At 42.3% G+C, this 17395-nt stretch carries 11 protein-coding genes and 1 pseudogene; 4 read left to right on the top strand and 8 right to left on the bottom strand.

Annotated features, from left to right (window positions below):
* The first annotated feature begins 239 nt into the window (after positions 1-239).
* The 4 genes and pseudogenes from BM739_RS11760 to BM739_RS11745 all read left to right on the top strand — a co-directional run bounded on the left by BM739_RS11760 (position 240) and on the right by BM739_RS11745 (position 7852).
* Positions 240-1453, top strand: a pseudogene (locus tag BM739_RS11760) (efflux RND transporter periplasmic adaptor subunit).
* On the top strand, positions 1453-4632 hold the full coding sequence (locus BM739_RS11755; RefSeq protein WP_076540836.1) for an efflux RND transporter permease subunit: 3180 nt from the start codon (positions 1453-1455) through the stop codon (positions 4630-4632). Before BM739_RS11760 ends, BM739_RS11755 begins: the two are co-directional and overlap by 1 nt.
* 175 nt (positions 4633-4807) lie before the next feature.
* A complete protein-coding gene (locus BM739_RS11750) occupies positions 4808-5449 on the top strand; it encodes a TatD family nuclease-associated radical SAM protein (RefSeq protein ID WP_083698143.1) in 642 nt (213 codons plus the stop codon).
* 168 nt (positions 5450-5617) lie between these two features.
* Complete coding sequence (locus tag BM739_RS11745; protein WP_076540832.1) at positions 5618-7852, top strand: PAS domain-containing protein; 2235 nt, start codon at positions 5618-5620, stop codon at positions 7850-7852.
* Positions 7853-7908: 56 nt separating this feature from the next.
* On the opposite strand, the gene BM739_RS11740 is transcribed toward BM739_RS11745, so the two are convergent.
* The 8 genes from BM739_RS11740 to epd form a co-directional block, all read right to left on the bottom strand.
* Positions 7909-9300 carry a hypothetical protein gene (locus BM739_RS11740; protein WP_076540831.1) on the bottom strand — a complete coding sequence of 464 codons (1392 nt, stop codon included), beginning with the start codon at positions 9298-9300 and terminating at the stop codon, positions 7909-7911.
* 91 nt (positions 9301-9391) lie between these two features.
* Positions 9392-9853: a hypothetical protein gene (locus BM739_RS11735; RefSeq protein ID WP_139326878.1), complete on the bottom strand. Its 462-nt coding sequence runs from the start codon at positions 9851-9853 to the stop codon at positions 9392-9394.
* Between the two features lie 85 nt (positions 9854-9938).
* Positions 9939-10691: a hypothetical protein gene (locus BM739_RS11730; protein WP_076540827.1), complete on the bottom strand. Its 753-nt coding sequence runs from the start codon at positions 10689-10691 to the stop codon at positions 9939-9941.
* Between the two features lie 388 nt (positions 10692-11079).
* Positions 11080-11820, bottom strand: coding sequence for a YdiY family protein (locus BM739_RS11725; RefSeq protein WP_076540825.1), 741 nt, complete (start codon positions 11818-11820; stop codon positions 11080-11082).
* 179 nt (positions 11821-11999) lie between these two features.
* Positions 12000-13343: an MATE family efflux transporter gene (locus tag BM739_RS11720; protein ID WP_076540823.1), complete on the bottom strand. Its 1344-nt coding sequence runs from the start codon at positions 13341-13343 to the stop codon at positions 12000-12002.
* Positions 13344-13632: 289 nt separating this feature from the next.
* On the bottom strand, positions 13633-14697 hold the full coding sequence (fba, locus tag BM739_RS11715) for a class II fructose-bisphosphate aldolase (RefSeq protein ID WP_076540821.1): 1065 nt from the start codon (positions 14695-14697) through the stop codon (positions 13633-13635).
* A gap of 293 nt (positions 14698-14990) precedes the next feature.
* Positions 14991-16166 (bottom strand): phosphoglycerate kinase, encoded by a 1176-nt coding sequence (locus BM739_RS11710; RefSeq protein ID WP_076540819.1) that lies wholly within the window; start codon positions 16164-16166, stop codon positions 14991-14993.
* An 87-nt stretch (positions 16167-16253) separates the two neighbouring features.
* The gene (gene epd / locus BM739_RS11705; RefSeq protein ID WP_076540818.1) at positions 16254-17276 is read right to left on the bottom strand and encodes an erythrose-4-phosphate dehydrogenase; all 1023 of its coding nucleotides are present in this window, start codon (positions 17274-17276) and stop codon (positions 16254-16256) included.
* Positions 17277-17395: the final 119 nt, after the last annotated feature.

The following is a 17395-nucleotide window of genomic DNA, read 5'->3' as shown; positions in this document are numbered from 1 at the left end:
TTAAAAAAACTGTTTAAGCCCTGAATCAATATAATGATTCAGGGCTTTTTTTATCTAAAAATCAGTTTTATAGCGTAAAACCCTAAATAAATATGAAAAAAACTTTATGAAACATTTAATTTACATCTATCGCTTTAGCTCGCTGACGAACTCTGGTAATTTAGCCGGTATAAGACTCTAAAAGTCATAAAAAATAGAGTTACTCTCTGATGTAATATTTTGTATGGATACAGTTACTAATGAAACGAATCTTAAGAATCCTATCGCCTTTATTTATCCTGATCATTTTTGCAGGCTTAGCTTTTGTGCTGCTAAGTACCAAAGAAGCTCCAGAGCAAAAACAAGAACAAGTTAAAATTGCTATTGTTGATGTCATTGATGTCGAGCTACAAACAGTCTCGTTAAACCTGCCTTCCTATGGTGTTGTCAGCCCGAAATACAAAACTCAGCTCGTCACCGAAGTACAAGGCCGTTTAGTCAGTTTAGACCCTAGCTTTGTCGCCGGCGGCATAGTCAAACAAGGTCAAGCATTAGCACAAATTGAACCTTCAGATTATGAAGCGGATTTTATCCAAGCAGAAGCAAGCCTTGCCCAAGCCTATGCCGCGCTTAATGAAGAAGTCGCCCGCGGTGAAGTTGCTAAAATTGAATTTAAAGATTTTGATGACGGCCTACCGCCAGAGTTGGGCCTGCGTATTCCGCAACTGAAAAAAGACAAGCCAATGTCAAATACGCTAAAGCCGCACTCGCCCGTGCTCAGCGTAATTTAGAGCGCACAGTGATTAGAGCGCCATTTGATGGCCTCATTAAAGCGCGTAACGTCGACTTAGGCCAATATGTCTCTTTAGGAACAAATTTAGGCGAGTTATACGATATCAGCATTGCTGAAGTGCGCTTACCCCTAAGCAATAATGATTTAGCCTACTTAGAGTCAGTTGATAACCCTGATACCTCAGTCACTTTAAGTGCTTCTTTGGCGGGTAATTCATTTACTTGGCAAGGTAATATTGTCCGCAGTGAAAACGTCATCGATGAGCAAAACCGTATGGTTTACTTAGTCGCAGAAGTTAAAGATCCTTACCTAAGACAGCAGCCCGGCGAAAATGAACTACCACTTAAATATGGCAGCTTTGTGACTGCTGTTATCACTGGTCGCACTGTCGATGGCATAGTGAAGCTACCGCGCTACGTGGTAAGAGACAATCAAGTCGCCATCGTTAAAGATGACAACACCATTGAAATTCGCCCAGTTAATATCGTGCGCACAGATATTGAGCATGTCTATATTAAGGGCAGCCTGAAAAGTGGCGAGCGCGTATCGATCACCGATATCAATAATATGACCTCAGGTCAGAAAGTGAAATTGTTAGGTGAAGAAGCTGACACCCCAGACGTGGAACTAGAAGCGCCAGCAGAAAACAGTGATGAAATTACCATAGCAGGTGAGCTGTAATGGATAAGACTAATTCAAACTCCGCCGCCGATAACAATAACGATTACAACAAAGGCATCATTGCTTGGTTTGCTCGCAACAGTGTTGCCGCTAACCTGCTTATGGCCGCGCTACTTATTGGTGGTTTATTCAGCGCTAAATTAATTAATAAAGAAGTTTTCCCTAGCTTTGAACTTAATCTGCTGACGATTTCAGTGGCCTACCCCGGCGCAGCGCCACAAGAGATTGAGGAAGGGATTAATATTAAAATTGAAGAGGCCATTCAGGATATTAATGGTATTACCAAAGTCACCTCTGTTGCCAGCGACGGCGTAGGCTCGGTGACCATTGAGGTTGAAGATGGTTATGATGTTCAGCAAGTTTTAGATGAGGCTAAGCTGCGTATCGATGCGATTTCAACCTTTCCAGACAACATCGAAAAGCCAAATATTTTCCAAATAAAACCTGAAAATAATGTTATCTGGGTCTCTGTCTATGGCGACTTAAGTCTCCATGAGATGAAAGAAATGGCTAAAAGCATCCGTGATGATATTACCGATTTACCCGCAGTTACCCGTGCTCAAGTTAATGGCGTGCGAGATTATGAAATAGGCATTGAGTTATCAGAAGATAAGCTGCGTGAATATGAAATAACCTTCACCCAAGTCGCCCAAGCGGTACAAAACTCATCGATAGATTTACCCGGCGGCTCAATTAGAGCCCAAGACGGTGATATCTTACTGCGCACCAAAGGCCAAGCCTATACTGGAGCTGACTTTGCTAACATTGTGGTGGCCACCCGCCCTGATGGCAGCCGCATCATGCTGCCCGACGTTGCCACCATTAAAGATGGTTTCGAAGAGCGCATTGAATACACCCGCTTTAATGGTAAACCTGCCGCGATTATTGAAATCACCAGCATTGACGATCAAAACGCGCTGACGATTTCTGAGCAAGTGAAAAGCTATATCGCTGATAAGAAAACCACTCTGCCCGCTAATGTCGAGCTAGATACCTGGGGAGATTTAACCCATTACCTTGAAGGCCGCTTGAACATGATGTTGTCGAACATGTTTTACGGCGCATTATTGGTGTTTATGATCTTGGCCTTGTTTCTCGACTTAAAACTGGCCTTTTGGGTCATGGTCGGTTTACCGGTGTGTTTCCTTGGCACGTTGTTATTGATGCCACTGGAACCCTTTAACATGTCCATTAATATGCTAACGCTGTTTGCGTTTATTCTGGTGTTAGGGATCGTGGTGGATGACGCCATTGTCATCGGCGAAAGTGCCTACACCGAAGTCGAGACCAAGGGTCACTCCATAGAGAATGTCATTAAAGGGGTGCAAAAGGTCGCTATGCCCGCCACCTTCGGCGTACTCACCACTATTGCTGCGTTTATACCGATGATCATGGTATCAGGGCCTATGGGGGTTATTTGGAAGTCCATCGGTATGGTGGTGATCCTAGCGTTAGCGTTTTCACTTATCGAATCAAAATTGATTTTACCGGCGCATTTAGCTCATATGAAAGTGAAGAAAAAGCGCCCGCCAACTAACGTGTTTTCAAAATTTAAACAGTGGATTAATGAGAAGCTGCAATATTTTATTCATAATAATTATCGCAACTTTTTAGGTACTTGCATTAAAAACCGCTACAACGTAGTGGCGGTATTTGTCGGGGTACTGATTTTATCTATCGCACTGGTTGCCAGTGGCAAAGTTCGTTGGGTGTTTTTCCCTGATATTCCATCGGATTTTATTCAAGTCAACCTTGAAATGGAAGAAGGCAGCTCCGAGCTCAACACCTTATATGTGGTGCAGCAAGTTGAAGAAGCGCTGTACGCCATGAATGAAAAGTTTGTCGAAGAGACCGGCTCAGACGTATTAAAGCACAGCTTTATTGCGATAAATTCCAGTAGCTCTGGGTTTATCTTTGCTGAGCTGTCAAAGGGTGAAGATCGTGAAATTGACGGCGTCACCATAGCTGAAGAGTGGCGCAAACAGCTACCTGAGTTATTGTCAGTGAAAAAGCTTAATATTTCTGCCAGCACCAATGATGCCGGCGGCGATATTTCGTTTAGATTAACCTCAAGTAACTTAGAGCAACTAGCCCAAGCTTCTAAAGAGTTAAAAGCCAAACTTGCCACCTATGAAGGTGTATTCGATATCTCGGATAACTTTTCATCTGGTAGCCAAGAGATCAGACTCAACATTCGCCCAGAAGCCGAAGCGCTAGGGTTAACTCTGTCAGACTTAGCCCGTCAGGTGCGTTATGGCTTTTATGGTTATGAAGCCCAGCGAATTCTTCGTAACAAAGAAGAGATCAAAGTAATGGTGCGCTACCCATTAGAGCAGCGCCGCACCATTGGTCACCTTGAAAACATGTTAATTCGCACCCCGCAAGGTGTTGCTGTGCCTTTTTCAACAGTGGCAGATATTGAGCTAGGTGAATCCTTTGCTTCAATCACCCGCGTTGATGGTCGCCGCGCGATTACCATTAGCGCTAATGTGAATAAAAACACCGTTGAGCCATCAAAAGTGGTTGGTGAAATCCAAGAGGAATTTATCCCGCAATTAACCGAGCGCTACCAAGAGGTCAACGCCGCATTAGATGGTGGTAGTCAAGATGAACAAGATGCCATGCTGGGCCTTTTACAAGGGTTCTTTTTTGCCATGTTTACCATTTATGCTTTGATGGCGATTCCATTAAAGTCATATAGCCAGCCATTAATCATTATGTCGGTGATCCCATTTGGCATGATTGGCGCTTTAGTGGGTCACTTCATTCTTGGGATATCCATGAGTGTATTAAGCCTTTGTGGCATTGTTGCCTTGGCAGGGGTTGTGGTCAATGACTCACTGATTTTGGTGGACTTTGTTAACCGCGCCCGCCGTGAAGGCTTCTCGTTAATGGAGTCAGCCATCGACTCGGGCTGTTATCGCTTTAGGGCGATTATCTTAACCTCAATGACCACTTTTGTTGGCTTAGTACCTATTTTATTAGAAAAAAGCCTGCAAGCTAAAATCGTCATCCCAATGGCAACATCCTTAGCCTTTGGTATTTTGTTTTCCACTGTGGTCACCCTGATCTTAGTGCCTGTGTTGTACATCATTTTAGATGATGTGAAGCAGTTAACGCGGCGGATATTTAACTGGTGGTGGCAGCCGAAAAAAACCGACGATGAAGCTTATTATTAGCTTCTAGTCCACCATATTAACAAGGGAGCTTAGCTCCCTTTTTTATGCCTTAAGCTAATTGAAATTGGCGCTTTAGCCAATAATGCGAACTCACAAACAGATATCAATATTGGCTTGAGTTAATATCATTTAATCACACTGCATTATTGATATTCAGATGAAGCCTGAAACCACAATGACAAAAACGAATACCACAGCAACGGCGACAAATGATATCGCAGCCAACACCTTAGTATATGATATCCGCCGCAGTCGCTACCTCAATATTACTGGGCGCTGCACCTTAAGATGCCAGTTTTGCCCCAAACATAATGGCTCAAAACAGGTTCATCAATATGAATTGTCTCTTGATAGACAAGTGAAGCCTGACGATATTATTCCTTTATTAGGTAACACTGCAGATTTTGATGAGTATGTATTTTGCGGATATGGCGAGCCAACCTTAAACCTTGAGACCTTATTAGTGGTCGCAAAACAGCTTAAACAATCCGGCGCGAAAGTGCGTTTAAATACCGATGGTTTAGCTAACCTTTTCCATCGGCGCAATATATTACCTGAGTTAGCATCTTGTATTGATAGCTTGTCAATATCCCTTAATGCCGATACTGAAGCCCTGTATATTCAGCATTGTCAGCCCAAATTGAAACACGCCTTTGCTGCTGTACTCAGCTTTATCGACATGGCGCCCACTTATATAACTGATGTACAGGTATCGGCAATCAATGGCCTTGAAGGGGTTGATATTGCCCGCTGTAAAGCATTAGTTGAGCAACGAGGCGCGACCTTTAAGTGTCGACAACTGGATATTGTTGGCTAACTAAATCAAGGGGCCTCTGGGTTAAGCTTTATTATTGGCTCAACTTGCCCTTAGGGTAACTTTTAGCTTTGAACAAAAAATTGCTGAAAAACTCAGTCTCTAAGGTCAACCTTATGGGGCATTCGTGCTAACATTCACTTACCGGGACTGTTAAAAATAAGTAAGTGAATGTTTAAGAGATATACCAATAAAAACGTCTCAAAGTCTGTTTTAATCTCCACCCAAGATATTCAATGGACACGACAACATGTATTAGCGCTGTCTAGTCAATTATTGGTTATGCTGTTAAGTATTGTCATTTTGACTGTGCTACTGCTTAAGTTAGGCGAAAGGCGCCTACAAGAAGATTGGGCTGATAAACGTTATAGTGAATTACAAACAGTAGGCACCCTCGCATCGGATAAAATTAACTTTCTTCAATTTCGCACTCAAGCTTTCGCTAAATCAGAGCTTATGAAGCAATATTTAGCAAACCCATCTAAGGCGCAACGTTACAAGCTAGAAGACAACTGGGACATATTGCTTAACAATATTCCTGAGTTATTAGGCTTAACCCTGTTTGATCCCCAAGGTAACCCCCGTATAAGCTCTACAGATGCTTTTAGTAACGTCACTATCCCAGAGTTTATTCTAGAAGCTTCCAAGACAATGGGAGGCAGTGACACCTACTACTCCAATATTCAATTTGTGCCAATAAATGGCAAGTTAACCCCTTATGTTTACCAGTTGGCCAGGCTTGAAAATAACGACCAAAGTATTCGCGGCTACTTAGTGACCTACAATTCGGTTTCTGAAATACTCGAATCAATTAAACCGGCATTTTTTAACCATAACTCGCCATTACTGCTTATTGGTTCTAAAGGCGTGCTCTATGCGGGCGGTAATCAGCAGTACCCCATGAAAAGGCTACCTAATACATTAGGCAGCAGTATAATTCAGTCATACCCAGAATTATGGCAACACATGGCCAACACCCATTTTGGTCAATTTCATACTGACAGTGGCACTTTTGTGTTTTTAAAGGTTGAGGTGGCGCCTCAAGATGAAGACGTAAGAGAATACTATTTACTGTCTTATATTCGCCATGAGGATATTGCGGAAAAGTTTGATCACTGGCGCTATATGTTAATTTGCTTCTCTTTGATCATTACCGCGTTAGCCTCCAGTTTATTGGTGTTAAAGCATCGCTTCTATTTAGAAAGCACCGCTAATAGCAATAGTATTAATTTAGCCAGCGCATTATTTAACAGTAATCAAAACTGCTTGATAGTGAATACCAGCGGCCGCATCATCAAAGCCAATCTACAAGCAGCCAATACCCTATCAACAAACATTGAATTACTCGTTGAGCGTAGTTTACAGCGCGTATTGCCATTAGAAGAGGCGCAATATAACCAGCTCACTGAAGCCATGTGTGACAATGTCACTTGGAAGCAGGTGATCAATTTAAACAATGACAGTTGCACTATTTCGCTATGTTGTCAGCCCAGCTATAAAAATAAACACAGTGAGCAATACTGGCTGGTGACCTTTGAAAACATCACCGAGCTTACCCAAGCAAAGCATCAAGCATACCGCTACCAGTTATTATCTGAAAGCGCGGTAGCCACCGCATTAACGGACTCCAGCGGTCAATTACTCAAATATAATCTGAAATTTAAAAACTTAATGGCGCTCGCTGCTGACAGTAATGTCAATATCTTAAGCCTGTTAGGCAAAGACATCACCAAGCAATGGGCCGATATCAATAGTCGCATCAGCTTGCAAGGGAAATGGAAAGGCCAAGTAATAGCCTGCAGTGAAACCCCTTTTGCCACTAGCTTAAAAGCCAATATTCGCTCGGAGCATTCTGTCGACGGTGAACACGAGTATTTTATCTGTACTTTTGAAGATCTATTGCCGCAAACAGCGCTAAAACAGTTACCTAATCAACAAACGCCACTGAGTTCAATGGTATTGCAGCTTTCAGAATTAGAGCTGCATTTTAGTACCCTGACAGAGTCTAGCCGTGAACAAACCTGTTTATTGATCATGGACATTAACCCTGAGGGGCTCATAAGTCACATCAGTGATATTGACCATTTAGAACAACGCCAAAAAGACATTGAAATGCAGTTGCTCATCGATTTACCCACAGGCTTTCAAATCGCCCATTGGCGACTTGGATCATTAGTGATATTACTGCCGCTGAGTGACTCCATTCAAGCGCATAAATACGCCATGAGCATTATGGATAGGTTGGAGCAAAATGAATTAAATGAAGGGATTAATATCGGTATTTCTGGCTATTTAGAGCAGCAGTCTTTTGAACATTATCTCAGCAACGCTGAAGTGGCGTTAAGCCGCGCCAAGCAAACCGGTAACCAAAATATTTGCCAAGCCTTTACCCGTAAGGCTCGCTAATCATAGCCAGCCTTATATCATCACTACAGCTAACGTCTACTTGGCGAATAAGCAACTTATTCGCCAATTTCTAACAGCCCACCTGGCAGTTTGCTTTGAGTAATTTCAATGATACTAGAGCGGCTCATAATAACTTTGTAACGGGCATATTCAAGTGGGCCTTTGCCATCTTTTAATACAGCTACTAGGTTGATTTGATAGCGCCTTTCTACTGATTCATTACTGACTTTGCCATCTTGTTCGCTATAGATTTTTGCCTTACCACGCTCTAAATTACGGGCAAAAGGCACCAAGCTAAAGTTTACTTGTTCTTGAATTTTAGAGTAGCCAGCTTCAAATTCTTTATTGGTAACCTTAGAGGCAATGCGATAATGCAGCACCACAGCATCGACTTTATTTTGCCGATGGCGTTGTTTCATAATCTCAGCGACTGTAGCGGGAATATCCTGGCTGCGAATAAAGTCCAGCCATACAAACTGCTTAGCAATCACGGCTTGGGTGGTAGTATCCCTTAAGATCTGACTCCAGCGTGGACGCCCTCGCTGAATATAGCGCCACATCGCAACCCGCACATCTTCTTTAAAAATTTCACGAAAACCGTATATCACCGCTAATGTAACCACCAAACTCATGGTTAAGCCGCTAAACACCCCTTGAGCCTTAATGATCAGTGCAGAAACCACCATCATCACTAACCCCGTTGCCAAGCCTGTGACAAACTTTTTCAAGCCTATGCCTAAGGGTTTTAGCTCCTCCTTTAATACAACACCTTGTTGTATTAAGCGCCTTAATAACAGCATCTTATTTGAAATGCGATTAGCATCTTGCTTGGTGCCGGATGAATTATACTTTCTTTCCTCTTCACGGTAATGATGCTCAGCGCGGCATAACGCCACCAGTTGATCTTTAACATCACTATATTCAGCACTACGCGGCCGATAAGCTAAGGTTTTTAACAGTTGTTGTTCACAAAACCAGGACAGGTAATTGTCAGCATTATTGAAGTAGGATTTGAGCTTTTCATCGCTAGGCTCGTTACGGCGAAACTTTTTAAGTAGCTGCGTGACCGACTCACCTAATTCAGTTAATGCGGGATAAAAGTCGTCAGGATCAGTGATAAGACGCAATTCTTTTGCATCAGTCTCAATGGCCACGGCAAATTGATAGGCAAACAAGTTGAGGTATAAACGGAACTCTTCTTTGGTGCGTTTATTAATACTGGCAAAACGGTTTTGCACTAATGGTAGGTGTAACCCCTGAGAGTAATAAGAGCGCCGCCCAAGCATTGCGCTGTGGTAATACTCTTCTTCGTCGAGGGTTTTTTCGCCAACCCCCATCTCTGTGGGTAAGTAAAAATATAAATCAAAGCTGCGCTGCTGCCCAGCCTCCATTTGATGGCTGAATTTAAGCGATAATGATTCTTCTTTCTTTACTTTGACTTTAGCCACTATGGAAGTATTTTTATCTCAGAGTTTGCCTTGCCTTAACTATAACGAATTTCAGCAGATAAAGGAGGCGTAAATAGCTAAAACTATACCATTATTCATGTAAACGGCATGCCCAAAGCATATTGTAAGGCTTAAATTTCATTAAGATATATTTATTATCAATATCCATTTCTAAAACTTGAACAGCAATATGCAGCTGAGCTTGAGTTTGCAACTGAGCCGCTGTGGTTTTAAGCTCTTTGGCGAGGTAGTTTCTTAAATAGGAATTATTTTGGTTAAACTGAGCATCGGTTAACACTAAATCTAGCTCATAGGTCATGTCACCAACCTCTAGTTCAGTCAAATCGCCATCGAAGGTTGCATATTCATGATTTTTTGAACCTTTGGCATTGTAATAATTCAACTGAATTTGCTTATTTTTAACCGTTAATGCTAAAAAAAGTGGCCCGTGATCAAGCTCAATTGTATGCTCTTTGTCTGTACTAAATTCATATAAGTCACTCTGGCAATCAAAGGCCCATATCTCTCTTGAATCAGCAAAATGCTCTAACATTAACACCGAACAACAAGAGATTACGATGAAACAGATAGTAAAAACTACACGACCAATTCTAGTTAACAAAAAATCTGTTACAGCTTTAACCACAAATATTTACCTTTTTTAGCCACTCAGGCGTTACAAAGCGTCGCTGCGCTTGATCCCTCATGACCTTGATATTATAAAAACGCCAGCGATCGGGTAAACGTTTTTTCATCACGATACTCACGGCTTTGTTATCTTCAGCCAAAGTGGCCGAAATAACATCCCAAGGCATGATGGGGCAATTTCTCAACTGATTAGAGATACGGTCTGCAATACTGTTTAAATCTAAATCGATTTCACTGGCTTTAGAGGTATATAAATACAGGTTCGAAACATTGCCTTGTTGAGTTAAAAACTCTCGGCTGGCATCCGGCTTCACCGATTCTTGATTATTAAGGTGTGAATGAACAAAAAATAGTGCGATTAACGTTAGCAAAATAATCACAATATACTGACCATAAGACATCACCTTATTAGGTGAATCAAACAGGCCGTTTTTACCAGCAACGACTTTAGTATAAAGAATGACACCCTGATTGGGGATTAACTCTATTAACCTACTATGAGAAGCGCCTAAATAATCCTGAAACAAGGCAATTATTTGTTGTAAATCTTCTTCTGAGATTTGCTGCTGATGCTGACCATCGGTAGGGAAAGAGAGGCTTTCGATAGGCACAACTTGTCCGCGATGTTTTGCTAATAAGCTCAACACCCAGAATTCGTTATTATTGAGCTGCCATGTGGTAGCTTTGGATTGGTTACTAAGCACTTTTTGCTTATCATCAAACCAACAACACCCAATTTGCATGCCTAGTCCATCTCATATTACGCTATATATCATTAGATTATACCGGAGCAGCAAATAGTTATTTGTGATCCACACAACTGATAGTCAGACAAGATTAAAATTCGTGAACTACGCCGCGAAATTTCGATACAAATCAACTAAAACCGCCCGCAAAAGTACACACTTGTTAACCAAATCACATTAAAATCAACGCCAGTTAACATTAACCAACATTTACCAACACTAAGCTGCGTTCCCTAGCGAACATAAAAATCATTTACAATAGTTGACGAGATTTTGTTAGCGCTAATTTTGTATCAACAAAGCCGTATTTTTAAGCAAAAAAAACCGAGCATAGCTCGGTTTCTGATATGACGACTTTTTAAGGGCGCATGCCCCAAAAAATTAATTAGAATGCATACAATAATGTCATATTGGTTTCAGTATCAGTGCTCTTTTTATCTTCAAGCGGCGCACTGTTATAACGCACAATGACAGCAAACTTCATTGCCAATGCACCAATGATATTAGCCGTTAGCGCAGTTTCAGAGCGGCCTTCTAAGTTATCACCATAATCAGCGACAAACAGTTGGCTAAAAGTTGAACTGTCGGTAATTTCATAACTGAAGTTCATCGCGCCGTGAGCCACAACACTGTCCTCTGAGTCATAACCTAATGCTAATGATTGCTCATCATCAAGCTGCTTATAAATATAACCAGGACCGACTTCAAGGCTTAAAAAGGCTTTTTCATTATCAATAAACTTGTAACCATAACCCGCTGAACCGATGATCTTATAATCGAAACCGGTGAAAGGATCAGCTTCATAGTTAGCGGTGATGTACATATAGCTTTTTTCGTCGAACTTATAGTCGCCTTGAGCACCAACATAGTAACGTTTAGCGGTATTCTCACCTGAATCTTCGTTATACAAACCTTCTAATAGGTAAGCATTCTCCCAATTGCCTAATTCTTGTTTCATACCTAAACGCGCTTTAACAGAAGAAGTATCGGTATTACCCGTTGTCAGTGTTGCGCCTAATTCAGCCTCACCTGCAAAGGTTTTATCACCTTCAACAAAGTCTGCACCAGCATGGGCAGCAAATGGCATAGCGAAAGTTACAGCTGCAGCAAGTAGCAATTTTTTCATGTCATCAAGTCCTTTAATTACAATAGTTTCAAACCCACCCCAAAAATCGAACCGAATTCTAACACTTTGATAGCGAAAATGAAAAAACTACTCACTTATTAGAGCGATTAATACAAAACCCTAAAAAGCATCTTATATAATCTCTTATGCTGCATCAGCTTAGCACCGTCAAATAATCACTAAGCCATCACTAAGCTCTTTTGCTGCCAACGCCCGCTGCGCCAGCGCCATAACATCAATAAACCTCTGACCCACTCATCTATCGCTAATGCACACCAAATGCCCACTAAGCCTAAATCTAAATAGATACCGAAAAAGTAAGCACCTGGTACCGCAATGCACCACATAGATATCAGGCCGATAAAAAATGGGAAGCGAGCGTCACCACTGGCTCTAAGAGCATTGATCACCACTAAATTAAAGGTTCTACCGGGCTCCATTAATAAGGTCAGAATAAACAATTGCCCCACCATAGTGAGAATATCTTGATCGTCAGTAAAAAACGCCACTAACTGCTGACCAAACATCGCCGCTAATGCGGCAACAACCGTGGTAACCATCAAGCCAAGTTTAAGGGCGCGATACATTTGCGTTTCTGCGGCCTTATACTGTTTAGCACCTATCATATGACCAATGATAATCTCATTACCTATGCCGATAGATAAGCCAAACAATAAGATAAACATACAGATTTGGAAATAGAGTGACTGGGCAGCAAGGGCTTTATCACCCATTAGCCCAACAAAGGCGGTAACCACCATAAACTGCAGCATCCAAGAAACGTTCTCGCCAGCGGCTGGCAGCCCAATATGAAAAACCTTCGCTAAAAGCGGTTTTTTAGGTCTCATGATTTTAAAAATATTAAGGGGTATTTTGGTGTACTTAACAAATAAGTAAGCCATTAATGTCATCCCCACTAAGCGCCCTACAACCGTGCTAATAGCCACACCTGCCACGCCCATTTGCGGCAAGCCAAACCAGCCGTAAAGTAACAACAAATTACCGCTAAAGGTGATCACGTTCATCAGTAGGGTCACCCACATAGCTTGTTGGGTAAAACCATGGGCTCGCATCGCCGCCGCAAGGCACATTGCCATCGCCTCCGGTATTAAACAAATACCGACAATTTGCAGGTAAAGTTTACCATCTGGGATCAGCTCTGCAGGCAAATTCATCAAGTGGAGAATGAATCCCGCCCCGCTAAATACCCCCAACGCCGCAACCACACCCACTAATAAATTAAACCCTATCGACGAGTACACTACGTCGCTAGCCGTCGCCCTATTATTGGCGCCGAGATATTGAGTGACCACTACACTAGCGCCAATACTGACGAAGCTAAAAAGCGTAATTGATAGCTCAAACACCATGTTGCCCACAGACAGTGCTGCAACCCCTTGGTAGGACACTCGGCTGATCATTAATGTATTTAAAGCGGCGGTTAAAAAGTGCAGTGCAAAGTCAAAAAATAATGGCCAAGTGAGGGAGAAAAGCGATAACGGGGCGGTGGGTTTAGCGTGCATAAGTCATATTCAATATAGGTTAATATAGGTTAAAAGTGAGAAGGTTCCTTATTAACTTAACAATCGTGTATAACGCTCTAGCTTACTTGTTGTCAACGTGAAATTAAGTCCATTTTTAAGGGCGGCGATATTGCGCTATTTACCTAAGGGTTACAAGTGGTTTTAGAAAAAAAGCCATAAAAAAACCCAACGCGAATGGTTGGGTTTTTAGTACTATTATTAATCAATTAGTTACACAAAAAGCTGCAGTAAAAAACCATCGAACATTTTGTATCCACTATTGAGTAAATTAGTTAATTTGCGGATCTAACTCACCAGATTGATACGCTTTGTACATCGCTTGGAGTGACTTAGGCTTAATTTTAGAACCCATACCAGCACAGCCAAACGCTTCATAACGTGTGGTACAAATGTCAGCCATTGCTTCCATTGATGCTTTCAAGAATTTACGTGGGTCAAATTCAGCTGGGTTTTCAGCTAAGAACTTACGTACTGCGCCTGTTGATGCTAAACGCAAATCGGTATCGATATTTACTTTACGCACACCATGCCTAATCCCTTCAACGATTTCCTCTAACGGCACGCCGTAAGTTTCTGGGATTTCACCGCCGTACTGGTTAATGATCTGCAGCCACTCTTGTGGTACTGAAGACGAACCGTGCATCACTAAATGTGTGTTAGGAATACGGGCGTGGATCTCTTTAATACGGTCAATACGCAGCACATCACCCGTTGGGCGTTGGCTAAACTTATAAGCACCATGGCTCGTACCAATCGCAATAGCTAAAGCATCTACATGCGTGTCAGATACAAAACGCGCCGCTTCTTCAGGGGTTGTTAGCATTTGATCCATCGTTAAGATACCAGCAGCACCGATACCATCTTCTTCGCCAGCTTCGCCAGTTTCTAAACTGCCTAAACAACCGATTTCACCTTCAACTGACACACCACAAGCATGTGCGAAAGCAACAGTGCGACGAGTTACATCCACGTTGTATTCATATGACGCTGGTGTTTTACCGTCAGCCATCAAAGAACCGTCCATCATCACAGATGACATACCTAATTGGATTGAGCGCTGACAAATATCAGGATCAGTACCATGGTCTTGGTGAATACATACAGGAATATCTGGATACTGCTCAAGTGCTGCAGCCATCAAATACTTAAGGAACTGTGGACGAGCATATTTACGCGCACCCGCTGATGCTTGCACGATAACAGGGCTGTCAGTCGCTTCAGCTGCTTGCATAATTGCACGCATTTGCTCTAAGTTGTTCACGTTAAATGCTGGAACACCATAACCGTGTTCTGCAGCATGATCTAACATTTGTCGTAGAGATATTAAGGCCATTTTTTACTCCAAAAATAGGGTGATTACTCACCTAGGTCGCTATCGCTTGGATTGATTTTTATACCCTTACATCTTGCTAATATTCGATGTAAAAGTGCTTGTTAACTTAAGTTGCAAGCACTCAACACTGTGAAACTAGCAAGTGTAAGAGCGGTTTTTTTCTAATTATTATCGGTTTCGTACTACAATTTTTACTCGTTAATCGCGATAAACCACGACTCATCTTGACTCAGTAGTGGCGAGATAACTCTGATTATCGCGATTAAATTCACAGCTTAAGCTATTAGTGCTTATTATTTGCCGCGTTGTTCGAGCATTGCAACAGCTGGTAACTCTTTGCCTTCAAGAAACTCCAAGAACGCGCCGCCACCTGTTGAGATATAAGAGACTTTGTCTGCGATATCGTATTTATCCACTGCCGCTAATGTGTCACCACCACCCGCAATTGAAAATGCACTTGAATCGGCAATCGCTTGAGCAATACGCTTAGTCCCTGCGCCAAACTGATCAAACTCAAATACGCCCACTGGGCCATTCCATACTACCGTACCCGCAGCTTCGATGATTTTAGCTAATGCTTCAGCGCTATCGGGACCGATATCAAATATCATGTCAGTATCTGATACATCAGCAACAGACTTTAAGGTTGCCGCTGCAGTCGGGCTAAACTCACTGGCAACAACAACATCTGTAGGGACAGGGATATCGCCGCCACGGCTTTGTGCATTGGCCACTAAACGCTTAGCTTCATCAACTAAGTCAGCTTCAAAGAGTGATTTACCCACTTGATGGCCTGCTGCTGCAACAAAAGTATTAGCAATACCACCGCCTACAACTAACTGATCAACTTTAGTTGATAAGCTTTCAAGTACCGTCAGCTTAGTTGATACTTTTGAGCCACCCACAATCGCCACCATTGGACGAGCTGGATTATCAAGTGCTTTACCTAACGCTGCTAGTTCACCTGCAAGTAGCGGGCCAGCACAAGCGATAGGCGCATGTAAACCAACACCATGGGTTGATGCTTGCGCGCGATGAGCGGTGCCGAAAGCGTCCATTACGTACACATCACATAATGCAGCCAATTTTTTAGCTAATGCTTCATCGTTTTTCTTTTCGCCAATATTAAAACGCACATTTTCAAATACAACCACTTCACCCACTGACCCAGTAACGCCATCAAGGTAATCACTGGCAAGTGAAACTGGGCAATCTAATGCCTTTTGTAAGTAGTTAACCACTGGCTGCATTGAAAATTCAGCATTAAATTCGCCTTCAGTTGGGCGACCAAGGTGAGACATCACCATTACTGCAGCGCCTTTTTCAAGGGCCAGCTTAATTGTCGGTAAAGCAGCGCGTAAACGTGCATCACTGGTAACAACACCGTCACTGACTGGCACGTTAAGATCTTCACGAATAAGCACACGCTTATTGGTTAAATCTAACTCACTCATATTGATAATAGCCATGGAGATATTTCCTTTTAATTTAAAAACAAAGCTGTTGTTACAATTGAGCGCTTTACCTCATAAGATAAAGCGCTCAACTGACATAAATTAATTACCGTTATTTTTAGCGTTAATCATCGCTAAACTGGTATCAAGCATTCGATTAGCAAAGCCCCATTCGTTATCACACCACAGTAATAGCTTTACTAAATGCCCTGCACTCACCCGAGTTTGAGTGCCATCAACAATACTGGAACGAGGATCGTGGTTAAAATCACACGATACTAGTGGTTCATCAGTATAACCCAAAATAGCATTAAAACGACCGCTGGCGGCATGTTCTAGCACATGATTTACACTGGTAATATCAACCAGTTTATCAACGGTGACTGATAAGTCGATTGCGGTCACATTGATGGTTGGAACGCGCACTGAGATCGCTTCAAACTTGTCTTTCATGTGCGGTAAAATCCGCTCGATGCCACGGGCAAGTTTAGTATCAACTGGGATAATTGACTGACCTGCTGCGCGGGTTCTACGTAAATCATCATGGTAGGCATCAATCACTTGCTGATCGTTCATCGCTGAATGAATTGTTGTAATTGCGCCGCTTTTTACTTCAAAGTGCTTATCCAGTACATCGATGATTGGCACGATGCAATTGGTGGTGCAAGATGCATTTGACACCACAGTATGATGCGGCTGAAGTAAGTGATCATTAACCCCGAATACGATAGTGCCATCAACATCGGCAGAAGATGGATGACTTATTAGCACTTGTTTGGCCCCTGCATGAATGTGGGCTTCACAGGCTTGCCTTTCAATTAAGCTGCCGCTGCACTCATAGACAATATCGATGTCTAACTCTTCCCAAGGTAATTTACTGGCGTCAGCTTGATGAAATAGTTGGATGACATCATCACCGATATGTAATTGGTCTTCATGCAATTTAACGCTGTTTTGAAAGCGGCCATGGGTGGTGTCATATTGGGTTAAATGACTAATAGCGGCAGGTTTAGCAAGCTCGTTAATGGCAACAATTTGGATCTGTTGACGTTTACCCGATTCGTATAAGGCACGTAAGATTGAACGGCCTATTCGGCCATAACCATTGATAGCAACTCGGATCATTGAGGGTTAAGCTTCCTCTTAACAGTACTCAGCAGAATTCAGATAAAAAAACGGCCTGCAAGTGATTGCAGGCCGCCATTATACAGATTAAAAGGCTAAAAGTTTACCCTTTAATTGAG

This window comes from Shewanella sp. UCD-KL21 (assembly GCF_001957135.1).
In the GTDB taxonomy this organism is placed as follows: Bacteria; Pseudomonadota; Gammaproteobacteria; order Enterobacterales; family Shewanellaceae; genus Shewanella.
Note: the sequence above shows the minus strand (reverse complement) of the source record. Positions and strands in the feature narration are given on the sequence as shown.

Excerpts from the sequence above, each read along its gene's own strand:
- BM739_RS11745 (WP_076540832.1), top strand. The coding sequence starts at position 5,618 with ATGTTTAAGAGATATACCAATAAAAACGTCTCAAAGTCTGTTTTAATC.
- BM739_RS11750 (WP_083698143.1), top strand. The coding sequence starts at position 4,808 with ATGACAAAAACGAATACCACAGCAACGGCGACAAATGATATCGCAGCC.
- BM739_RS11710 (WP_076540819.1), bottom strand. The coding sequence starts at position 16,166 with ATGGCTATTATCAATATGAGTGAGTTAGATTTAACCAATAAGCGTGTG.
- epd (WP_076540818.1), bottom strand. The coding sequence starts at position 17,276 with ATGATCCGAGTTGCTATCAATGGTTATGGCCGAATAGGCCGTTCAATC.
- BM739_RS11730 (WP_076540827.1), bottom strand. The coding sequence starts at position 10,691 with ATGCAAATTGGGTGTTGTTGGTTTGATGATAAGCAAAAAGTGCTTAGT.
- BM739_RS11735 (WP_139326878.1), bottom strand. The coding sequence starts at position 9,853 with ATGTTAGAGCATTTTGCTGATTCAAGAGAGATATGGGCCTTTGATTGC.
- BM739_RS11720 (WP_076540823.1), bottom strand. The coding sequence starts at position 13,343 with ATGCACGCTAAACCCACCGCCCCGTTATCGCTTTTCTCCCTCACTTGG.
- BM739_RS11755 (WP_076540836.1), top strand. The coding sequence starts at position 1,453 with ATGGATAAGACTAATTCAAACTCCGCCGCCGATAACAATAACGATTAC.
- BM739_RS11725 (WP_076540825.1), bottom strand. The coding sequence starts at position 11,820 with ATGAAAAAATTGCTACTTGCTGCAGCTGTAACTTTCGCTATGCCATTT.
- fba (WP_076540821.1), bottom strand. The coding sequence starts at position 14,697 with ATGGCCTTAATATCTCTACGACAAATGTTAGATCATGCTGCAGAACAC.